The organism is Sporosarcina sp. FSL K6-3457 (assembly GCF_038007285.1).
In the GTDB taxonomy this organism is placed as follows: domain Bacteria; phylum Bacillota; class Bacilli; order Bacillales_A; family Planococcaceae; genus Sporosarcina.
In genome coordinates, this window is the sequence record NZ_JBBOWX010000001.1 from 3,476,354 (window position 1) to 3,498,307 (window position 21,954).

Consider the following 21,954-nt stretch of genomic DNA (forward strand, 5'->3'; position numbering starts at 1 on the left):
AAAAGCGAGGACACCTCTCACAGTGCACCTCGCTTTTCTAGTTAAGCAGCGTTCACTTTATCATCTGGTTCTGGAACTTTCGCAAGTATAGCAAGCCCGATAACGAACAACACAACGAGGCTGAATACACCATTTGCGGAGCTCCCTGTCAGCTGCGTCGTCAACGCCACCAATAAAGGGCCCATGACGGATGCAAATTTCCCGAAAATATTATAGAAGCCGAAAAACTCGTTTGCTTTTTCTTTCGGGACAATTCTAGCAAAATAGGAACGACTAAGCGCCTGGATGCCGCCCTGTGACGTTGCAACAAGCATCGCCAATATCCAGAAGTCCATCGTTGTTTTCATGAAATACGCATAAATACAAACGATAATATAAACAAAAATGCCGACATACAGCATCTTTTTCCCTGTGAATTTCTGCGCCAGTTTACCGTAAAGAATCGAAAATGGTGCAGCTACTACTTGCGTGACAAACAAAATAATAAGAAGACTTGTCGAGTCAATCCCTAAATCAGTTCCGTAAGCCGTTGACATATTAATAATCGTTCCAACACCATCGATATAAAAGAAATAAGCGAGTAAGAATAAAAACACTGTCCGATATTTACGAATTTCTTTAAATGTCCCACCAAGACGTCTGAAACTACCACCGAGTATATTCGGCTCACGTTTCACGCCATGAAGCTGATGCACATTTTTCAGCATCGGGATCGTAAAGACAAACCACCAAATGGCTGTAATGACAAAGGCAAGCCTACTCGCCATAGACACCGCAAGTGGAAGTACTTCATTTTGCGCCAATAAAATAATAGCAATACTAATAATAAATGGAATCGTACTCCCGATATACCCTAAACCAAAACCACGGGCAGATATATGGTTCATCTGCTTTTCTGGTGTGACGTCAATGAGAAACGCATCATAAAATATATTTGCGCCATGAAAACCCACTGCAGTAATGACGTAAATAATTAATAACCACAACCAATTATCCCCCGGTACAAATGCCAATGAGATAGTAGATACTGTCCCCATTAGGAAGAAGAACAAGAAAAACTTCTTCTTTAACCCTTCGTAATCTGCAATCGCCCCTAAAATCGGCCCAATCATTGCCAATATGAATGTTGCAATGGCAACTGAGTAGCCCAAATACGCCGTCGAATTAGACAAACTCACGCCAGCATCTGTCGCAACCGCCTTATAATATAGCGGAAAAACCGCCGTAGTAATAATGATGGAATACGCCGAGTTCGCCCAATCATAGAAAATCCAACTATTCTCTTGTTTCGTATACTTCTTCATCCCCACACCCCTTCCTATAGACAGTCTACATGAAAATGAATGTAAACGTTGTAAATATTCAATCTACTAAAACTGCAAAAACTCCTCCATCACCTTACCATCTGTCTCCCCTAAATCCAGCCCTAGCAATCTTGCAAACGTCGGTCCCTCATCAACCAACCGCATATGCTCAATTTCTACATTCGGCTGAATCCCTTTCCCCTTCGCAATAAAAACCGTCGAGTAATTCTCTTTTCCAGGCGAATAGCCGTGAGATGCGTGTGTATACTTACCTGCCGCCACATCCTCCGCTGCAATGAAATCAATCGGCTCTCCATCTACATGCTCTGTAAAATAAAAACCACAACGTGCCTCCACCATAAAAGCAGCCTGCTCGTCCGCCCCTCGTAGTCCTGCCTCAGCGCCTTCCAATACAAATTCAATACCATTATCTTCATTAACCGCAAGGGAGTGTAGCAGCGCACGCACTCTATCCTTCACCTGCTCATCCTTTACGTAAATATAAGCCGAACCATCATTACTCTTACAATATGCCTGCCAATCTTTCACCATGCCGTGCCCATTCAATTGAATCAAACCACTGTCCTTCAGTAACACATTCAACTTAACGGCCCTCGAGTGATCCAGTGAACTATGATCCCCCAGCGCGACAATCGTCGTCTGGTCGTACATGCCACTATCCTTCAAAGCCGCCAAAATCTCACCGAGCCGTCTATCGTGGCGATGAATAGCTACATGTGCTCCCTCTGATGAAAAGCCATGATGGTGGCGTTGTGTATCAAGGTCTACCAAATGAACCAGCATCAGGTTCGGTTTTTTCGTTTGAATCGTATGTACAGTCGATGCAGTCACGAAATCATCCAATTCCGGCTGAGCAATCCCCTTCCGCAGATGTCCAAACTTATTATTCATCTCAAGCTGATACCGCTTGCTACCATTCATAAAGGACACAGCAATTTGGTGATGCCATGGGCGATTCGCAAAAATTTCAGGCATATGATAATCAATCTTCGCCTTTGCCGTCACAGGCCATAGCAATGCCGCGGTCGACAATCCGGCTTTTTTTGCCTCATCATATAACGTTGTCCCTTTGATATGACGACGATGCCAGTACCAATCTGGCGACGATCGATTCGGCTGAAGCAACGTATTCGTCACAACGCCATGCCGATTTGGAAAATTCCCTGTCACAATACTCGCATGACACGGGTACGTCACCGACGGGTAAATCGTCTCGACCTCTCTACAAATCGCCGCCTTGTCCAACAGCTCCTGAAAATGCGGCAGCGTCTCTAACATCGGAAGATCAAGTGACGATAAACAATCAAATGAAAGTACAAGTAAATGATCTGTTAAACGTGTCATACGATGCCTCCTTTTTATGATTGATTAGCACAGAATACATACGTGGACATTGGCTGAGTGCTACGAGTTTGTTCCAATAAAGTCACTTCAGATTGAATGAGTAACTTTAATTTTTCAGGCACATCATCAAGTTTACTAATCTCCTCTTTATAATCATCTAACGTCATCGTAATTTCCCATTTCGCATCCTGCAACTGTGGCGAATGAATAGATTGTTCATTAGTAACCGTCCATCCCGCACTTTGCGCAATCCGCTTGACATCATCGGGCGTAAATAGCGTACGTATATTAGACAAACTGCTTTCCTTGAAGCACTCATACTGCGATTGAATCAGAACAGCCAAAAAATGAGAGTATTGCTCAATCGTTTGAATACGCGCATCCCATTCCGCAAAGCATAAGCGCTTGCCCCATTTTCTACTCTTCTCCAAAATAGCTTCCAGTTCCTCAAACGACCTCAAATACCACGAGCAATGCGAGAACACAATATAATCAAAACTATCTTCTGGAAAATCAACATCCGCCGCTAAAACATCAACGTTGAACTCCATTTGAACCTGTTTACCTAAAACCGATTGCTGTAAGTAACGAGCAGCATCGCCGACTGTGATGGGCGCTCCATAATCAGGAGCCGCAATATCCACGCCGTGGACAAACCCCGCTTCTCCAACGACATACGCCAATGCAGCCGTCGTATCCCCTTGTCCACAGCCAATTTCTAAGACACGGCTACCTTCTTTAATTCCCCATGCCTGCACCAACTTCAAACGATGCTCCGTCTGAATTCGTTGAACAGCATTCATATCCTTATCAGACGACATACATTTAACAATGGTTTCAATCATTTCCTCGCTCATATACGCACCCCAAATCCACTTTCTATAAAGTACAGTTCGATTAAACTAAGTACTTTCCCTCTATTAGCTAATCACATTTTCACACGATACTTGGTCGCAGGCCCACGCCCCATGCGTTCAATCACATCTGAAGCAACAAGTTCAGTTATCAACTGACGAACGGATGATTTACTTCTATCAAGATAGTTTTCTAATTCTTTACTCGTAAAAGTCTCATGTTGCTTCATCCAACCCATCAAATTTAACGAAACACCTTGATCCTTTTTCAATGACACTAAATCCTTTTTTGGCAATGTAACAACGAAAGCGTTTGGTCCAATCTCCCAAAATGGTTCTTGCTTTACACCTGCATAACTTTCTCTTATCCGCTGTAACCCCGTTCCATAACTCTCAATCCATTTCAATCGATAAAAACAGTTCGCCAATTTGGAGTTACGGCTTTGTGAAATCCCTAATTCAATATCCTCGACAGACAGACCTTGAACCAAACCACCTACCGAAACAATCTCGATTCGATCATCGAAAATATGGATTAAAATACTGCCACTAAATCCGTAATCACGATGCACCACGGCGTTGATCAATGCTTCGCGTAGCGCATCACTTGGATATTCTGATGTTTCGATTCGCTGCAGCCCATTAAATTCAGCCACACTTGCATTATGCATTTGTAAATAGTCATATACATCATTCACTTGCTTTAAAAGCGAACCACCGAATTCCTTACGATCTCGAAACTCCAACTTCGTAATCCCTTGGTAACGCGCGCATTTGACAGTATGCTCACATTGCTCCGATAACAGTAAACCAAGATTCGTATAATACCCTTCCTCATTCATAATCCCAAGCGTCCTTTGCTGTGTTTGCCCAAAAGACAATCCCTCTTCAGTAAACAACCGCTCAGCATAATCAAATGCCAAAGTTTGATTCATACAACGTATATTTTCAAAACTTGTGCCATCCGACTCCATAATCATCTTACGGATTGCCTCGTCTGATGCTGGATTTACGGTCGTCCCATGACGCACAAAAACACCGGATGGCTTCATCCCTTTGCTAGCTAGATGATAAGGTCTCCTAGTTCCTCTGGCAATCTCAATTTCAATAACTTCCTTCCCTTCTATCGATATTATTTCAGCCTGTGTATACACAAGCACATCGGATTTGATGCTATCACGTAACATGCTACTAATCGACTCAAGATCCTGCTGTGCATGCGGAAGCCCTATCACGGAACCGTCATCCTCCACTCCAATAACAATTGTTCCACCATTTGTATTTATAAAGGCGATAACTTCTTTTTTCAACCCATCCGTTACCTGACGTTTCAACTCAATTGCCGAACTCTCCTCATACATTTCTAGCCCTCCTCATTAATTTATCGATTAAATCGATTATAATCGATTACTTTTCACATTATTTATTTCCAGTTTTCCCTTTCCATGATAATATTTATTCAAAACCCTTCAGCGAATTGCGTTAATACAGTCCAATAGAATTATTTGAAGTAAAGAGGCGATAGCTATCCAACAGTTACCACTACTACAACAAGTCATCGATTATATCGAGGTACATATTAAAGAGGACATCAAACCTGAGGAACTAGCTAAATTAGTTGGCTATTCTCCTTATCATTTTTATCGAATTTTCGATAAAAATATCGGGTACACCATTATGGATTATGTCTTAAAAAGAAAATTGCAATACGCATTATACGATTTAGCACAAGGTAAAAAAGTCATCCAAATCGCTTTGGACTATGGTTTTGAGACACATTCTGGCTTTACAAAAGCTTTCAAAAAAGTTTTTGGTAGTCCACCAAGCCTATATCGATTTCATTGTCCTATATCATTACCCCAAAAACTCAATCTATTAAGCCTCCGTGAAAAAAGGGTAGGTGGCATTATCATGCAGCCGAAAATTGTACAGAGGCCCGCTTTCGATATTGCCGGTAAAACATTTGAAAGCACTATAGAAAATATTTCCTACACAAGAGATGCCCCAGCCTTTTGGGATCAAAGAATTTCTTCAGATGAAGCAATCGAAAGCACATTGTATGAAGCCCTAACTCCTGAAAAACATGGGGAATATTGTATCAATCTAAGCAGTCAAGACATAGAGGACAGATTTACTTATTTGTTTGCAGTCAATTACGATCAAAACGTTCAGTTACCTACTGGACTGACAGCGCTACAAATTCCAGATACAACTTATGCTGTTTTTAGAACTCCACTCGTTACAGTTGAACAATTTGTCTCCTCCATAAAAGGGACATGGCAATACATTTTAGAAGATTGGCTTCCAGAATCGCTTTATGAAGTCGATGAAACAAGCTATGACTTTGAATATTATGATGAACACTGCCATCACTGGGAATATGAAAAAATTTATATGGAAATCTATTTGCCGATTAAAGAAAAATCCAAGGAGTGACTTATTCCTTGGATTGTCTCAAAATTATCTTATATAAAAATAATACAGGCGTTAATAGTATTGCACTCACAATGATTGCTGTTTTTATTGTAAAACCTGATGCCACAACGCCAATAACCGGACCTCCGCCAATTTGACCAATTGCATCTACTTGGCCTTTTACTGAAAAGAAGGTTGCGCGTGTGGAGGAATCAGGAATGATTTTATTGAGCCAAATGTCCTCCAATGGATACATGACTTGCCTTATCACCTGGATAACTATATAGAAAGCGAGTAAACCAATGACATAGGATGACAATGCAAAACCTATCAACGAGATGATAATCAATACACTTCCGACAAAAAGGAAAACATAAATATGTCTAAGATTCCCATGGATAGCACTTCGATTCATCCAATGAAGTGCTACAAAGGAAACAAGCACGATGAGAAACTGAATACCCCCCATTACCATAACCAATTGTTCGTCCGCCAAGTTCGATAGATTGGAGACCTCTAAAAAGTGGGATATCCATAAACGATCGAAGCCCTCACTATAAAATCCAACAAACAAGGCAATAAGGAATAGCATTCTCATAATGAAACTTGCTTTGGAGTGCGAAATAATTTTGCCCATGTTGCTCTTCATACTTCCCCACGCAGATGTTCTTTCTGCTTTCTTGAATGGTTTGAAGTTTTCTTCTTTCATAAAAATGATTAAATAGACCGCTAACCCAATCATACATAATCCGCCAATGATAATTGGTAAATGAATCATAAAATAACCTGTTAAAATGCTTAATGGGATTGCAATAACTTGCCCGAGATTCCCCGCCTTTGCACCTCTTATAAAGGCTAACGAAGCACGCTCTTCGCCAATTTCATCCGCAATCCAGGCTTGCTGGGAACCGCTTGTAAACGTATAACCTATCCCCCATGCCACTTGAGCCAATAGTACAGTGATGAAGAACGGAAACAATCCTTCGACTAAAAAACCGATTCCTATTAAAAAGTAACCAATGATGATGGAAAGTTTCCGGCTTTTCAAATCCGAAACAACGCCAGTTGGAATTTCAAAAAGGAAAACAGATAGTTCTAATACAGTTCCCACTAATACGAGCTGTAGCGGACTTAGTCCTACAATTTTCACGTGATATAACAAATTTACTGTAAAGATAAATGTGAAAAATAATTGTGATAAGAAACAAGTAATAATGTATACTCGATACGGATCTTTTGTCTGTAATCTATTCATTTTATTCCTCCTCGACTTGATTATAAGGAGAAGGACAATCGATTTCTTGTCCATATTTGCGATAATGAAAAAAATGGACCTGTATTCAAGGCTATTGGAAAATGACGATGATAATTTTGGTGTTACATAAATCCACAACTTGGTATACAATACAGATGTAGTATAATCCAATCCTAATAGGATGGAATTACTTAAACTGGTACGTAAAAAAATGTATCAGAAGAGATTAAAGCAATCTAATAATTAAATGTTAGGACACTAAGATGAGGGGGAAATTTAAGAATGGTTAGTTTACAAAATGAAAGTACGGGGCAACAACAGTATCAGAATAACAGGTACCCAGAAATGACGGTAGGAAATTGGGTAGTAACGTTACTATTGTTAGCAATACCAATTGTAAATCTAATAATGCTTTTTATTTGGGCATTTGGAGATAAGTCTGCAAAAACTACGTTTGCAAAAGCATATTTAATCTGGACAGCTATCGGGTTAGCGCTGGCGGTTATTTATATAGTATTTGTCGTTGTTCTATTAGGGGCGACATTGGGAGAATTTTAATACGAATTAACATAGAGAGGAAGCCGTTCATTTGGGCGGCTTTTTCTTTTGCCTCTTTAAACGTACTCTCCTGGGCAGAAACATAAAAAAGGCATATCCTCATCGCCAAGATCTACCTCCCGCATTACCCGCTTCCTCCCAAGTAATGCCATATGGCGTTCCGACTTCTGTATATCCGGCTATGAAGGCAAATTAGTCATCCGAGAACTGTTCTTCGTGAAACTTATCCAATCCGTGCATCTGTTTTTTTATCTTTAGTTCTCCCTCTATTATTTTGATGTATAGACCATGTGGAAATGAAGTGTCTGTATATTTCATTTGTAAATAATAATGTTTCACATCACGCTTGGTAACTACTCAGGGCATAACTTAAAGAATGCGTGAAGAGCCTCATTTCACTCTACACGCTTCTAAAGGTATTAAAGCTCCTGATATGCCTTCTGATAGATCCCGCCATCTTTGACGACAGAGTGATACAACGCCTTTAACGCAAAACTTTTCTCCAAGTCATGCTCTTTCATCACTTCTCTCAGCCTCTTTTTCAGCTCCGCGTCATTTTTCACAAGCTGCTCCATCTTCGGTTTTGAATACTGCATAATCCAAACCTCCTCAACATTTATTTTCTCTTCTTAGTATACCACTGCATAACGCTCATCTACCCGATTCAGATTTGCTATACTACTTCTAACAGCAAGAAATAGAACGGAGTGGCATTATGTATAAAACAATTGGTATTCTTGCACACGTAGACGCAGGAAAAACAACATTTTCAGAACAACTTCTTTATCATACAAATAGCATTAAACAGCGGGGACGCGTTGACCATAAAGACACATTTCTCGACAGTCACACTATCGAAAAAGAGCGAGGCATTACCGTTTTCGCAGATCAAGCAGTTATCTCGTATAACAATTCCACCTATACCATTATCGATACACCCGGACATGTCGACTTTTCTCCAGAGATGGAACGCGCCATTCAAGTGATGGACTATGCCATTATCATTATTAGCGCCAGTGACGGTGTAGAGGGTCATACTGAAACCGTCTGGCAGCTACTACGTAAACACCAAGTACCTACATTTTTCTTCATCAATAAAATCGATCGTGAAGGAACGGATCTAGCTAGGATCATGCAAGAAATTCGCGAAAATCTGTCGGAAGACGTTTGCGATCTCACAACAGCTTTCCATGAAGGCATCATGCAGGAAGAGCTCATTGAATTTATTGCTGAACGCGATGAAGCACTGCTTGAAACCTATATGGAGTCTGGCTATGACAAAGATCTATGGCTGCAAACACTAAAAACTATGATTCGGGACAATAAAGTCTTCGCTTGCTCCAGTGGTTCCGCACTAAAAGACGTCGGCATCATTGAATTTTTCACGAAACTTGATGCGCTAACAGAGACTTTCTACGATGATGCCAAGGACTTTGCCGCACAGGTCTATAAAATCCGACACGATGATAGCGGCAACAGGGTCACGTTCCTTAAATCACTTGGAGGTACGCTGCGCGTTCGGGACGAAGTTAATTATGGGGAGCATACCGAGAAAATCACCCAAATTCGTGTCTATAGTGGATATAAATACAAAGCCGTTGACCACGTGCACGCTGGTGAATTGTTCGCAGTGACAGGCCTGACAAACGCAGCTATAGGTGACGGGGTGGGGACACTACAAGAAAAAGTGACCTTCGATTTAATTCCTACGCTGAAATCAAAGGTCATCTTTGATGTATCCATCCACACCAAAGAAGTATTAAGATGCTTCAATCTATTAGATGCCGAAGACCCTTCCCTCCGTGTCTTTTGGGATGAACACTTTCAAGAAATTCACGTGCATGTCATGGGTGTCATCCAACTTGAGGTATTGAAGGAAATTATCAAAGAACGATTTCAATTCACCGTCTCTTTCGGTGAACCAAAAATTCTATACAAAGAAACGATCGAAACAACCGTTAACGGCTATGGCCATTTTGAGCCGCTCAGGCATTATGCAGAAGTCCATTTAAAAATTGAACCTGCGGAACGAAATAGTGGCATCTCCTTCGACAATGTCTGTCACGCCAATGACCTGTCCATCGGCAATCAAAACCTAGTCCGTCACCATCTATTTGAACGCGACCATCATGGACTACTAACCGGCTCCGCCCTTACCGACGTCAAAATCACATTGCTGACAGGACGAGGACATAATGAGTATACATCCGGTGGAGACTTTAGAGAGGCCACCTATCGAGCTTTACGGCAAGGATTAGAACAAGCCAAAAGTGTAGTACTTGAACCGTACTACGATTATAAAGTCAAAGTAGCCTTAGAGCATATTGGCCGTGTCCTATCAGACATCCAACAAGCACATGGAAATTTTGAGCCCCCCGAAACAATGGGTGATAAAGTGCTGGTCAAAGGAAGAGTGCCCGTTGCCACTTTTATGAATTATAGTGCCACTTTCTCTTCCTTCACCCATGGAAAAGGAACACTAAGTCTACAATTTGGTGGCTATGATCGTTGTCATAACGAAGCACAAGTCATCGATATGATTAATTACAACAAAGATGCAGATCCAGAGTACACATCTATTTCCATTTTCCTTGCAAAAGGGAAAGGTTACCCAGTCCCTTGGCATGAAGCTGAAAATGCGATGCATTGTTTATAATTCCGTCACTCCTTGTCTAAAAGCGTTACCAAAGGATTAGTTTTCCAACTCACTCTAGTAGATAAGTTATATATTAAATGTTATTATTAAGAAATATGCATAACCGTGATTACTTTTCATTGAAAGTAAATCGTAATTTAATCCCTTTTAAACTGCCATGTGTTTGAAAATGATTGAACATATAGATACAGGAAGGAATTGTTTTATAATGCTGACGGGAATTAAAGATATATCATCTATTTCACTTCCGTTAGAAGAGACGTTTTGTATATCCATTACTGATTCTAACGGAACCATCACATACGTAAATCAACTATTTTGCGACCTTTCAAAATACAGTCAAGAAGAACTGATTGGACAAAATTACGGATTAGTAAATCCAGACTACACAGCTGAAAAATTTGTATCCGAGATGGAAAAGGTATTTACTACAAACAAAGTATGGCAACGACAGCTGAAAAACTTTGCTAAAGACAAATCGCCTTACTGGGTATATGCAACGACTTTCCCCATACATGGAGAGGACGGAAAAATCACTCAATTTATATCCTTAGATATTGCTATTACAGCTAAAGTGATTGCCAATGAATCATACGAGCAAACGCTTGAAAGGCTTCTAACTATTGAAAATGCACTTGACCAGTCTGCCGCAATTGCAGTCACTAATCGCCAAGGGGTTATCTCATACGTCAACGATAACTTTTGTAAACTGTCAAAGTATACAGCACAGGAACTAATTGGGCAAACACACCGAATTGTCAATTCAAACTTTCATCCAAAAAGCTTTTTCAAAGATTTATGGCAAACAATCAGCAGCGGGGAGATTTGGAAAGGTGAAATTAAAAATCGGGCAAAGGACGGCAAGGAATATTGGGTAAGCACGACAATCGTCCCTTTCCTAGATACGGATGGAAAACCCTATCAATACATCGCCATCCGGACAGATATCTCAGATAGAAAAAGTGCAGAACAAGCGCTTGAAATAGCTCTAAAAAATGACTTTCGCCTAACTGTAAAGAATCTTCAAAATGCCATTTTCAAATATACTGTAAATCAAAATAATAAAATTATATTTACACTTTTCGAAGGAAAAACAGCTGAAAAGTTTGGCATTACTGCGGAGAACGTTACATCAAATCAACTTCAACATATCTATTCTGAAGATGAGCTCAAGCAATTCACATATTATTTTAGGACTGCACTTCAAGGGAAAGCGACACAATTTGAACTACCTTTTCTTAATCAAACATTTCTTATTTACTTATCACCCATTTTTGAAAATGATGCCGTTATAGAAGTTGTCGGTACGGCAACAGACATTACAAAGCATAAAGAGGCCGAAAAACTAGTTGAGCATATGGCCTATTACGACCATTTGACTGGCTTACCTAATCGACGTGTATTCCAAAAGAAAGTGAACGAGGTCCTTGAACACTCCGAAAAGGCAGATGAAACATTTGCCATCATGTTCATCGATCTTGATCGCTTTAAAAACATTAATGATTCGATGGGACATTCGATTGGGGATCAACTACTCATTTTAGTCGGGGAAAGGCTTCGACATTGTGTCCGTAAAGAGGATATTGTCGCGCGGCTTGGCGGAGACGAGTATGTTATTTTATTACCTTCCGCGCCAGCTTCTATAACAGAAGCGGCGGCTTCAAGAATCGTTGAAGAAATGTCCAAACCCTTTATCATTCATAATCATGAAATATTTGTAAGTTCAAGTGTCGGAATCAGCCTATTCCCGAAAGACGGAAATGATTATGATACGTTAATGACAAATGCTGATTCAGCCATGTATTTAGTAAAGGATAATGGCAAAAATAATTTTCAATTTTTCACGGAGAAATTGCATCGTGATATGATCGAGAAAACGATGATTGAATCAGAGCTCCGGCAAGCGCTAAAGAAAAATCAATTTGAACTTCATTACCAACCATTATTTAATTTACAATCAGGGGCATTGACTGGATTGGAAGCACTTATTCGATGGCAACATCCAACACTGGGGACGATTGCTCCCTCTCGATTTATTCCCATCGCTGAAGAGACAGGATTAATTATACCGATTGGACAGTGGGTGCTCGAAACCGCATGTGCACAAATGAAAAAGTGGCAGATGGTTGGCTTTCCTCACTTAAAAGTAAGTGTGAATATTTCCTTTCAGGAGTTTAAGCAACCCCTTTTCGCCGCACAGCTAACAGAAATAGTAGCCAAAACCGGACTACAAACCGAATGCCTTAACTTGGATATCACGGAGAGCACGATATATGACAAAGCAAACTGTGAAATCACGCTTCGACAGCTTAGAGACCTTGGTGTAAGTGTCAGTATTGATGACTTTGGAACCGGCTACTTTTCACTTAGCCACTTAACAACATTTCCGATTACCCACTTAAAAATTGACCAAGCCTTTATACAAAGGCTCAATTCAGGTGATCAGGCAGTTATCAAAACGATTATTACCCTAGCAAAAAATCTACATTTGACGGTCATTGCAGAAGGTGTTGAAACAGTTGAACAAGAACACTTCTTACAACAATTACAGTGCGATGAAGTACAAGGCTACCTGTATTCCAAACCACTTTCTACTGAACAAGTCGAAGAGTTTTTACGCAACAATCGATAGGCATAACGATGGCAGGCACAGTTTAGGTAGACTGTGCCTGTTCATATTCACCTTCCCCCAACCGAAATACTAAAAAGCGCTCATTATCATTTCGGTCATAAAGTCCAGGAACTTTCACTTCTTTTAACAATTCAAAAGGTGTTCTGTTTTCAAGAAACTGGATATAATCAGCCGTTGGATAATAGAGGACAATATCCACTGCCCGCTTTTGTTTCTCAACTGAACGTAAAATCGTATCAATAACCTTCCTAAAGATCTGAATGGAAAATGGATTAAAAAAGTAAAATCGGTTGTCCGTCGACTCTACTTTATAGTCCTCCGCCAGACAACATTCAAAACGAACAGTGTCATTGCTCCCCCTCGTCTTCTCCCTATAACTTGCCTGATTTTCAAGCGCCTCTTGATACAGCTGCACGCTCATTTCAATCCCTGTCACTGATACTTGGAAACGGTTATGCAGGTAAAACGCCAGCCGCCCTTTACCACAGCCAAAATCTACGACCCCATCTGTTCTTTCCAGTTCATAGTCATCGAATAATTCATCTAATGCCAAATAAGGCGTTGCCTCATAACGATTATAATGGGACGACTGATTTTGCCACTCTCGTGTGCCCACCGTTTTGATGCGCAACAAGCGATCGTAGTCTTTGTCATTCATAGATATCCTGCTCCTTTATTACCTTACTATAATCATGAATTACCATAGCAGGTCTAATGACACAAACTAAAATCCCCTCTGAATGATACTCAAAGGGGATTTTATATATGTTAACATCACTTCTGTAAAATATACGTCCGTAAAGCATAAGCGACACCATCTTCATTATGATGCTTCGTAATATGCGTACTCATCTCTTTCAACTGCTGTTCCGCATTGCCCATTGCAATACTTATCCCAGCAACTTCAAACATTGTTATATCATTATAATTATCCCCAATGGCAACCGTATTTTCTAAAGGAATATCTAAATAGTTAGCCATAAACTGTAAAGCACTACCTTTACCCGCATCAGGATGACCCAATTCCAAATTCATACTTCCTGATGAAGTGACATAGAGATCGTCTCTTCCGGCAAACTCTTCACGCAGCTGACTTAACTTACCATCATCTAATGATAGCACTAATAGCTTATAGACATTCAAGTGTGCAATATCAGGGGTTTGGTAAGCTGTCGTAGACAATGTTTCATTCAAATCATATGTATGATCGAGATAATGGTGCATCATTTCACCCACCCAGCCCGTAAGCTCTTCTGCGGCCTGTTCAATCTCTTTCCCCAGTAATTCCTTACCGCCTAGTCGATTGAAAATACCTTGTGCAGTGTACAGCTCATAGTGAACCTCACTCTTTTCGAGAATCCCAACAACTTCCTCAACCACTTGGGTCGGAATTGAAAAACGCTGAATCTCTTGCCCTTTATAATAAGAAACAGCACCATTTCCGGTCATAATCGGACATACAATCCCCGTAGGTCGAAGAATTTCTTCCACATCAGGCAAGGCACGTCCAGAAGATATTGCAACGATATCTCCTTGTTTTTGCACCTCTAAAATGGCTTCTTTGTTTGCTTCACTAATCGTACCGTTTTCCGATAATAATGTACCATCTAGATCAATCGCAATTAATTTCAAAACATTCAATCCCTTTCTATTCAATTACGCTTTGTTCATTATACCTCATTCCTTCGTATTCGTTTAGATTCCCTTGTCTTTCGCGGAAAAACCCTTCGCCAACCTAGCAATACAGCAAACAAAAGTACAACAATGTAGATGTAAATACCAAAGTCAAAGCTAGTAGCAATCAGATGGCCAATGACAAACACACCTGTCACCACACTTAGTAACATCATTTTTGCTGTTCCGGCATCCTGAGCAAATTCAAATGACTTGGAAAATGGATACTCCTCATCATTAATCATTTTATATGTTATCAGTGTTTGAGCAATCCCAGCCAATAAAACTGCCAACAAATCAGGCAGGATTCTCACTGTGAAAATCCAAGTAAACGCAATACTCAGCACTAGAAAAATAGGCATATACAACTTCACTAAGTAAGCTTTTAATGCCCCGCTATAAGCAGCAGATTGATGCTGAATAGGCGCCGCCTTGAACAGCCAACTTCCTTTATAACTACTTGAAAACTTCAGCATAAAAATAATGCTAGGAATCATTAAATTGCCGAAGTAAATGAAAAGAAACATTTTCCCTGTCGCAATATCCGCCCATGTTCGATCACGCAATTCACTTAGGATGAAAATAAATGGAAAGACCAGTGACATGCCAAGTACAGGATATACCTTTAGCTTAAATTCTCTTTCTTGCTTCATCATAAGCGTAGCAAAACGAAAGAACACTCTCTCCTCGTTGTTTCGGCACGTAATCCTCGACCATAGCTCATTCAGCCAATTTCTTTTCTCCTTTCTTATTCTCGTATCACTCATTAACTTCTCTAAATTCCGTTCAAAAGAAGGCATGAGCCGAGCGTAACAATAGATCGCAAGAATCGGCATACAGATTGCAAGGACTACGAAAATGAGTATGTAAGCAGCCCTATCACCCGCTAACAACAATTCAAAAGGCGCGCCATACCACATTGGCGGTATGAACAAATGCCACCAGCTAAATAGATACGTAAAATCCAAATCTACCAAACTAAATGACCGAATGAGTATTTGATAACCAACGACCACACCAATAGATAGTAGAATTTGTACGTAGTTAATAATATCCTTTAATCGTTCACCATCGAAAAAGCGTAAAACAAACAAATACAATAATGAAGTGAACACGACGACCAGAAGCATCGTTAATAGCAATTCAACTAGAAAAATGGCCGTAAAAACAAGCCCATGCTTAAACAGGCCCACAACAAGCGGAATCGCAACAAATGCACCTGTAATGAAAGACATATAAATCATGACATGCACAATTTTAGCTGCACTAATGGTTTTCCCACTAATCGGTTTCGTATGTAAAATACTTTTGTCTCTCACATCAAGCAGTACAGACGAAAAATCGGCAATCATCGACGTCATGAGTATGAACATAATCATGCCAAAGACAATGCTCATTTGAAAAATATAATGATCACCTATCAGCATAAACGGAATGAGCATCAGCCCATATAATCCGTATATCCACAGTGATTTCAGAAACTGATTGCCATCCTTCTTTTTTCTGGCATCATTAAAGATTGTCGGTACCCTTCGTTCGTCCATCGTCAGCTTGATACGCAATATTTTTTCCATAGCCTCGTAGTCAATGCCGAGCCCCTTAAATAGAGGTTTAAATAGAGCTAGAAACTTCAATGATTGGAAGTCACGCATGCGCATTTTCCCCTCGCACAATCGACACAAACTTCTCTGCCCTACTTTTATGATCCGTAAATCCAGTCAATTGATTGAATATCTCCGCAAGTGTTCCTTCATCACTCATTTCCTGTAACTCCTCAAAGCTACCATCCGCTACAATCTCACCCTTCACAAGTAAAACAATACGATTACTAATCTTCTCGACTAAATCCATAATATGTGACGAATAAAAAATCGTTTTCCCTTGCGCTGCGAGCTGTGCCAATATCTCCTGAATCACCATCATACTATTGGCATCTAACCCACTTAACGGTTCATCTAAAAATAATAAAACAGGATCGTGCAGTAGGCTCGAAATGATTAAAACTTTCTGCTTCATTCCTTTTGAAAATGAGGATAGCCTCGTATTCATGACGTCGCCCAAGTCAAATTCATGCATGAGCTTTGCCGCTTTTTCTTCCGCATGCTCCCGACTCATTCCATAAAGCTCAGCTGTAAAAATCAAATACTCACTCGCAGTCAAATTATCATAAGCCTCTGCATTTTCCGGAACATAACCGATTTTTCGTTTGTAAGAAGGTTCACCCGAAGCAATATCTTGACCAAAAATCTCTACCTTCCCCTGATACGTATCAATAAGCCCCAGCATAATTTTAACAGTCGTACTCTTCCCCGCACCATTAGGACCAATATAGCCAATAATTTGCCCTTTAGCTACTTCCAAATTGACACCATTTAACACCCGTTTCCCGCCATAATCCATCGTTACATTTCTGAGGGACAATATCTTTTCAGTAGTCGACTCCACGTGCTCACCTCTTGATTATAATTATGTTATTATTCTAACAGTAATTCATCAAAAAAGTGGAAATTACCACCATTGCACCATATTCGACATAAATAAAGGCAGTTCCACACCTCAAAAGGTTGCGAAACTGCCTGTCTTGTATCATGCCAGTCTTTCTTCAGTAGAAGTAAAGTATTTCTCCTCTTTCTCAGATTCAAAGCGCCCTTCCCACTTCGATATGACGACCGTCGCCAGCGAGTTACCGACAACGTTCACAACCGTACGTGCCATATCTAGGATCCGGTCAATTCCCGCCACGAACGCAAGGCCTTCAAGTGGAATACCGACAGTTCCCAACGTCGCAAGTAGAACGACGAACGAAACGCCTGGGACACCCGCAATTCCTTTTGACGTCACCATTAAAACTAACATTAACGTAATTTGCTGTGTAAGGCTCAATTCAATACCATACATTTGCGCAATGAAAATCGCGGCTAATGCCTGATACAAAGTCGATCCGTCCAAGTTAAACGAGTACCCGGTCGGAATGACAAAGGAGACGATATCTTTCGGACAACCGAACTTCTCCATCTTTTGCATAACTTTTGGCAACACCGTTTCTGAACTTGATGTCGAGTAAGCCAAGATTAATTCGTCTTTCAACACTTTCATCAGACGGAAAACACTCGTACCTGCCATTTTCGCAATAACACCTAAGACAACAATAATAAAGAATGCCATCGTTGCATAAACGAGTATGGCCAACTTCCCAAGTGGTATTAATGATTTCAAACCAAATTTCGAGACGGTGACACCAATGAGTGCAAATACACCAATCGGTGCAAATTTCATAATCAAATTTGTAACCCAGAACATGGCGTCCGCAGTTCCTTGGAAAAATGCCAACACTGGCTTTCCTCGATCACCAATCGCTGCAATTCCTAAACCAAACAGAACAGAGAAAAAGATGATTGCCAACATATCGCCTTCGCCCATCGATTGAATAATATTTGTTGGTACAATACCAACAACGATATCCATAATGCCCCTATCCTGCACTTCTTCAGTCGTTTGAACGTATTGTGAAATATCACCCTTCGTAAGCTCGGACATATCGATGCCCACACCTGGCTTGAAAATATTTGCTGCTAACAAACCCACAATAATCGCGATTGTCGTAACAATTTCAAAGTAAAGCAGTGTTTTCCCGCCGAGTTTACCTAGTTGCTTGATATCTCCAGTTCCAGCAACGCCAACAATTAATGTTGAAACGATAATCGGAACAACAATCATTTTAATCATATTGATAAAAATCGTACCTAATGGCTGTAAATAGGTTTCCACTGCAGGATTTCCGTAAAAAATGGCCCCTATCGCAATTCCTAAAAATAGTCCTGCGAGTATTTGATATGCTAAAGTAAATTTAAACTTTTTCTTCATCAAAAAATCACCTCTTATATCCCAATGTAACCGCTTTCCTAAGTTCGAAATTGGTTTATAGAATATATTACGGATAACTTATCGAATCCGACGAAATCCGACAAAAAATAATTCAGCATTTCAAACGAGACAATCATCTACATAACCATTATTAACGTGTCAGCCACTTATGACTGCATGAATTTATCTTCTGTTTCAAGATACAATACTTGAATAAATTTTTTGCTATTTATCTTCACTTTTATGGGCTCATGGCGATTTTCTTCAATTTGTTTCATTCGACTCCGTATTTCTTGAAAGTCAAAATAACGCGGTGCATAATACTCAAACTCTGCAGTCGTATAATCCACTACCCCTAGCGATGCCAAATTATTAACAGCCGTAAGAAGCGTTCTCCGAATTCGTTGCTCAATCGCTTTGCTTTCTTTCGCAATATCTACATTGCCTATTTTACGTGCAACAGCTTCATATAACTCTTTTAACGGCGGTAACTGTGCTCCCTTATCTCTTCGGCTCATTAGAATCTCAATGATCATAACGATATCGTCGCTGCCCACTTCCCCAATAATCCCCATATCGTTCAAAATCGCTAAAACAACTTCTTTCACACTTCGTGGTCTTGGTGCTTGAGTAGTCGTCCCTATATGGGCTAATGACTCTCGAATTGCCATTAACGAAGCTTGTAAACGAAATTTTTCCGCAGTCTTTTTTAAAATGCTCTGTACTTCCACACGGTTTATCGGTTTATGAATAAAAAATTCCACACCTTGTTCATAAGCTTCTTCTACCATTTCTTTATTGACAATTTGAGAAATCATGATGAATTGCCCAGGGAAACCTTGCCCCTTCAATTGTTCCATCGTTTCAATACCATCCAGCCCCGGCATGAGTAAATCAATCAACACAATATCAGGCTGCAATGAAAGAATGGAAGAAAGAGCCTTCACACCACTTTCAGCCTTACCAACGACAATGCCGAGCTCTCCTTCTGTAATAACTTTCTCCAGCATTCTACGACTGGCCATGTCATCATCCACTATAAAATAACGCAGTGTTAATCAACTCACTTTCGAATGATATGAAACGGAATCGAAATGTGAAAAATCGTTCCTTGTTCCGGTACTTCAATTTGAATCTCGCCTTCCAATGTCTGAATAATTTCCTTCACATGAGACAGGCCGATTCCCGTCGCAGCAGCACCCTGGTCATTAAACTTTGTTGTATAGCCCGGCTCAAAAATGATCGGAACATCCTCAATTGGAATGCCTTTGCCGGTATCCTTAATCTGTATACAAACACATCCTGCGTCCTCATATAGTTCAAAATGAATCTCGCCCATATCCTTAATAGATTCAACTGCGTTGGCCATAAGATTATTCAACAACGCGAGCAGTGGGATATGTTGGTCCGTTTCAAATTCAATGGATACTGACAAATGAAAAGTAATATTCTTTTTTAATAGCTCACTGTATTTTTTATTGGCTGTCACAACGAAGCCAAGTAAATCAGAAAGTAAAAATACGTCATTTCTTTTTTCGGTTGTAATTTTCGTAAGTCCCGATAAAATACGTTGTGAATCCTTTTTTACTTCATGGATTTCCTGTGTAATCGCCAATGCTTGTACACTTAACTCCTGCAGGTTTTGCTTTTTTAATTTCCGATATAAGTCATGGCTCGACGCTGTAATTTGTTCAATATGATTCATCGACTTTTGTAAATACAGTGTTTCTGCATACAATTCGGAACCAACACCAAGCATTTCTTGTACGCGCTTCTTTTGCTCTGAAATGGTAATGGAGCTGTACAAGCCTACAACAAAGTAACTGCGAAATAGCGCCACTCCGCCAATCAATGTCCAATCCCGTAAACCTAATCCCTCACGGTGTAATAGCCAATCCCGCAGTAGAAACTCCGCACCATTTCCGACAAACTCTAATATCACACCCCAAGTACCTAAAAGCAATGGGAACGTTTTATACTTCTCTATATTAATGATACTTAACCCACATGCGAATAGAAAATAAAACATAAAAGATGGCAAGTGATTTTTTAAACTGATCGATAACTGAAATTCATCGAGCATCATATCCCCGAAGAGACGAAAGCAAACGACTGTTACCCCCGTTACAAACCCCGTTTGTATAAAAGACTTCGGCGTTCTAATCAAAATCAACAAAAAGTAGGCGATACTCCCCAATCCAAAACGGAACACCTCACCATTGAAAGGAATCACTTTAAATTCACCAGCAACCGCCGTCAGTACAGCCGTCAACACCAACGCAATTCCATCTAATCTATTTAATTTTTGTTTAAATATTTTTTTCTGCATAGTTGTCTCCTGCTTGTCGTAATAGATTAGCTACCTCTTCATTTTCATACGTCTTCGTATTTTTAACTAGAATCCGACGGATGTCTTACGATAAGATCAAAACCGCTTATTCTCCAAAATCTCTACAAACCGTGTAGAAGCTGGTGATAGCGGTACACTTTTCAAAAAGCATACACCAATACTCCTTTTAGGGATCTCTTCGAGCAGTTGGACTTCAGATAACAACCCATTTGTTAAATACTCTTGGGAAAATTCTTTCGTCACGCAAGCAATGCCTAAATTGATTTTCGCAAACTCTAATAATAGTTCATGTGAACCTAATTCAAATTCTGGTGAAAACTGTATACCACGTGCTATCATAAAGTCCTCTACATATTTTCTTGAATTTGATTGTGGTTCAAGAAATATTAAAGGCAATTTCACTAATTCATCCAGACTTAATGGCTTTGCTAATATCTTTTTAAACTTTTCTCCGTAAACAAACGTATCCTGGACATCAAAACAAGGTCTTACTTCCAATGTATGGTCATCAATGGGCAAGTTACAAATTGCAATATCTACCCCACCTGATTTTAACGTCGTACAGAGCTCCACGGTTGTTCCATTAATAATTTTAAACTTAATATTGGGGTAACCATTATGAAAAAACTCTAAAAAAGGCAGTAAAAAGTACCTTGAAATGGTATCACCTACACCAATTTTTAATTCGCCTGCCGTTAAATTCTTAAACTCTAAAATTTTTTCTTCTCCAACACGCAATAAGTTAATGGCCGAATTAGCATATTCAAATAGCAGGCTACCTTCATTTGTTAAAGACACGCCCCTAGGTGTTCGATTAAAAAGGCGTGTAGCCAATTCTTTTTCTAGCTGCATAACGGATTGGCTGACCGCTGGTTGTGTCATATACAGCTCTTTTGCTGCCTTGGAAAAACTTTTACTCATGGCTACTTGACAAAAAACTTTATATAAATCTAGTTTACTTACCACATAAGCACCCCTTATACCTATCATTCGATATATTAATTTTACTTATACCATTAGACTGATG

At 40.0% G+C, this 21,954-nt stretch carries 18 protein-coding genes; 4 read left to right on the forward strand and 14 right to left on the reverse strand.

Annotated features, from left to right (window positions below; genetic code table 11):
• Window positions 1-41 precede the first annotated feature (41 nt).
• The 4 genes from N1I80_RS17085 to N1I80_RS17100 form a co-directional block, all read right to left on the reverse strand.
• Window positions 42-1,304: an MFS transporter gene (locus N1I80_RS17085; RefSeq protein WP_340739042.1), complete on the reverse strand. Its 1,263-nt coding sequence runs from the start codon at window positions 1,302-1,304 to the stop codon at window positions 42-44.
• 66 nt (window positions 1,305-1,370) lie between these two features.
• A complete protein-coding gene (locus N1I80_RS17090) occupies window positions 1,371-2,669 on the reverse strand; it encodes an alkaline phosphatase family protein (RefSeq protein WP_340739043.1) in 1,299 nt (432 codons plus the stop codon).
• A gap of 14 nt (window positions 2,670-2,683) precedes the next feature.
• Window positions 2,684-3,526 carry a class I SAM-dependent methyltransferase gene (locus tag N1I80_RS17095; RefSeq protein WP_340739044.1) on the reverse strand — a complete coding sequence of 281 codons (843 nt, stop codon included), beginning with the start codon at window positions 3,524-3,526 and terminating at the stop codon, window positions 2,684-2,686.
• Window positions 3,527-3,597: 71 nt separating this feature from the next.
• Window positions 3,598-4,884 (reverse strand): RNA-binding domain-containing protein, encoded by a 1,287-nt coding sequence (locus N1I80_RS17100; RefSeq protein WP_340739045.1) that lies wholly within the window; start codon window positions 4,882-4,884, stop codon window positions 3,598-3,600.
• Between the two features lie 229 nt (window positions 4,885-5,113).
• Between N1I80_RS17100 and N1I80_RS17105 the strand changes: the two genes are divergently transcribed.
• A complete protein-coding gene (locus tag N1I80_RS17105; protein WP_340740079.1) occupies window positions 5,114-5,959 on the forward strand; it encodes an AraC family transcriptional regulator in 846 nt (281 codons plus the stop codon).
• Between the two features lies 1 nt (window position 5,960).
• Here N1I80_RS17105 and N1I80_RS17110 read toward each other — a convergent pair whose 3' ends face one another.
• Window positions 5,961-7,193 (reverse strand): MFS transporter, encoded by a 1,233-nt coding sequence (locus N1I80_RS17110; RefSeq protein WP_340739046.1) that lies wholly within the window; start codon window positions 7,191-7,193, stop codon window positions 5,961-5,963.
• Window positions 7,194-7,475: 282 nt separating this feature from the next.
• Between N1I80_RS17110 and N1I80_RS17115 the strand changes: the two genes are divergently transcribed.
• A complete protein-coding gene (locus N1I80_RS17115; protein WP_340739047.1) occupies window positions 7,476-7,751 on the forward strand; it encodes a hypothetical protein in 276 nt (91 codons plus the stop codon).
• A 419-nt stretch (window positions 7,752-8,170) separates the two neighbouring features.
• On the opposite strand, the gene N1I80_RS17120 is transcribed toward N1I80_RS17115, so the two are convergent.
• Window positions 8,171-8,347 carry a hypothetical protein gene (locus N1I80_RS17120; RefSeq protein WP_340739048.1) on the reverse strand — a complete coding sequence of 59 codons (177 nt, stop codon included), beginning with the start codon at window positions 8,345-8,347 and terminating at the stop codon, window positions 8,171-8,173.
• Window positions 8,348-8,466: 119 nt separating this feature from the next.
• Between N1I80_RS17120 and N1I80_RS17125 the strand changes: the two genes are divergently transcribed.
• Window positions 8,467-10,407, forward strand: coding sequence for a translation factor GTPase family protein (locus N1I80_RS17125; RefSeq protein WP_340739049.1), 1,941 nt, complete (start codon window positions 8,467-8,469; stop codon window positions 10,405-10,407).
• A 208-nt stretch (window positions 10,408-10,615) separates the two neighbouring features.
• Window positions 10,616-13,039 (forward strand): EAL domain-containing protein, encoded by a 2,424-nt coding sequence (locus N1I80_RS17130; protein WP_340739050.1) that lies wholly within the window; start codon window positions 10,616-10,618, stop codon window positions 13,037-13,039.
• 22 nt (window positions 13,040-13,061) lie between these two features.
• On the opposite strand, the gene N1I80_RS17135 is transcribed toward N1I80_RS17130, so the two are convergent.
• From N1I80_RS17135 to N1I80_RS17170, 8 genes are all read right to left on the reverse strand, one after another.
• Window positions 13,062-13,697, reverse strand: coding sequence for a class I SAM-dependent methyltransferase (locus N1I80_RS17135; protein WP_340739051.1), 636 nt, complete (start codon window positions 13,695-13,697; stop codon window positions 13,062-13,064).
• A 116-nt stretch (window positions 13,698-13,813) separates the two neighbouring features.
• Window positions 13,814-14,671, reverse strand: a complete 858-nt coding sequence (locus N1I80_RS17140; protein ID WP_340739052.1) for an HAD family hydrolase — start codon at window positions 14,669-14,671, stop codon at window positions 13,814-13,816.
• 38 nt (window positions 14,672-14,709) lie between these two features.
• Window positions 14,710-16,365: a hypothetical protein gene (locus N1I80_RS17145; RefSeq protein ID WP_340739053.1), complete on the reverse strand. Its 1,656-nt coding sequence runs from the start codon at window positions 16,363-16,365 to the stop codon at window positions 14,710-14,712.
• Window positions 16,358-17,113 carry an ABC transporter ATP-binding protein gene (locus tag N1I80_RS17150; RefSeq protein WP_445683712.1) on the reverse strand — a complete coding sequence of 252 codons (756 nt, stop codon included), beginning with the start codon at window positions 17,111-17,113 and terminating at the stop codon, window positions 16,358-16,360. The genes N1I80_RS17145 and N1I80_RS17150 overlap by 8 nt, the downstream gene beginning before the upstream one ends.
• A 186-nt stretch (window positions 17,114-17,299) precedes the next feature.
• Entirely contained in the window at window positions 17,300-18,577 is a 1,278-nt protein-coding gene (locus N1I80_RS17155) for a cation:dicarboxylate symporter family transporter (protein ID WP_340739055.1), read from the reverse strand.
• A 167-nt stretch (window positions 18,578-18,744) separates the two neighbouring features.
• Window positions 18,745-19,629: a response regulator gene (locus N1I80_RS17160; RefSeq protein ID WP_340740080.1), complete on the reverse strand. Its 885-nt coding sequence runs from the start codon at window positions 19,627-19,629 to the stop codon at window positions 18,745-18,747.
• 11 nt (window positions 19,630-19,640) lie between these two features.
• Window positions 19,641-20,906, reverse strand: coding sequence for an ATP-binding protein (locus N1I80_RS17165; protein ID WP_340739056.1), 1,266 nt, complete (start codon window positions 20,904-20,906; stop codon window positions 19,641-19,643).
• Window positions 20,907-21,002: 96 nt separating this feature from the next.
• The gene (locus tag N1I80_RS17170; protein ID WP_340739057.1) at window positions 21,003-21,893 is read right to left on the reverse strand and encodes a LysR family transcriptional regulator; all 891 of its coding nucleotides are present in this window, start codon (window positions 21,891-21,893) and stop codon (window positions 21,003-21,005) included.
• Window positions 21,894-21,954 lie beyond the last annotated feature (61 nt).

Coding starts and splice junctions, on each gene's coding strand:
- N1I80_RS17125 (WP_340739049.1), top strand. CDS start 8,467: ATGTATAAAACAATTGGTATTCTTGCACACGTAGACGCAGGAAAAACA.
- N1I80_RS17095 (WP_340739044.1), bottom strand. CDS start 3,526: ATGAGCGAGGAAATGATTGAAACCATTGTTAAATGTATGTCGTCTGAT.
- N1I80_RS17165 (WP_340739056.1), bottom strand. CDS start 20,906: ATGCAGAAAAAAATATTTAAACAAAAATTAAATAGATTAGATGGAATT.
- N1I80_RS17150 (WP_445683712.1), bottom strand. CDS start 17,113: ATGGATTATGGCGGGAAACGGGTGTTAAATGGTGTCAATTTGGAAGTA.
- N1I80_RS17130 (WP_340739050.1), top strand. CDS start 10,616: ATGCTGACGGGAATTAAAGATATATCATCTATTTCACTTCCGTTAGAA.
- N1I80_RS17135 (WP_340739051.1), bottom strand. CDS start 13,697: ATGAATGACAAAGACTACGATCGCTTGTTGCGCATCAAAACGGTGGGC.
- N1I80_RS17120 (WP_340739048.1), bottom strand. CDS start 8,347: ATGCAGTATTCAAAACCGAAGATGGAGCAGCTTGTGAAAAATGACGCG.
- N1I80_RS17100 (WP_340739045.1), bottom strand. CDS start 4,884: ATGTATGAGGAGAGTTCGGCAATTGAGTTGAAACGTCAGGTAACGGAT.
- N1I80_RS17110 (WP_340739046.1), bottom strand. CDS start 7,193: ATGAATAGATTACAGACAAAAGATCCGTATCGAGTATACATTATTACT.
- N1I80_RS17145 (WP_340739053.1), bottom strand. CDS start 16,365: ATGCGTGACTTCCAATCATTGAAGTTTCTAGCTCTATTTAAACCTCTA.
- N1I80_RS17115 (WP_340739047.1), top strand. CDS start 7,476: ATGGTTAGTTTACAAAATGAAAGTACGGGGCAACAACAGTATCAGAAT.
- N1I80_RS17155 (WP_340739055.1), bottom strand. CDS start 18,577: ATGAAGAAAAAGTTTAAATTTACTTTAGCATATCAAATACTCGCAGGA.
- N1I80_RS17090 (WP_340739043.1), bottom strand. CDS start 2,669: ATGACACGTTTAACAGATCATTTACTTGTACTTTCATTTGATTGTTTA.
- N1I80_RS17085 (WP_340739042.1), bottom strand. CDS start 1,304: ATGAAGAAGTATACGAAACAAGAGAATAGTTGGATTTTCTATGATTGG.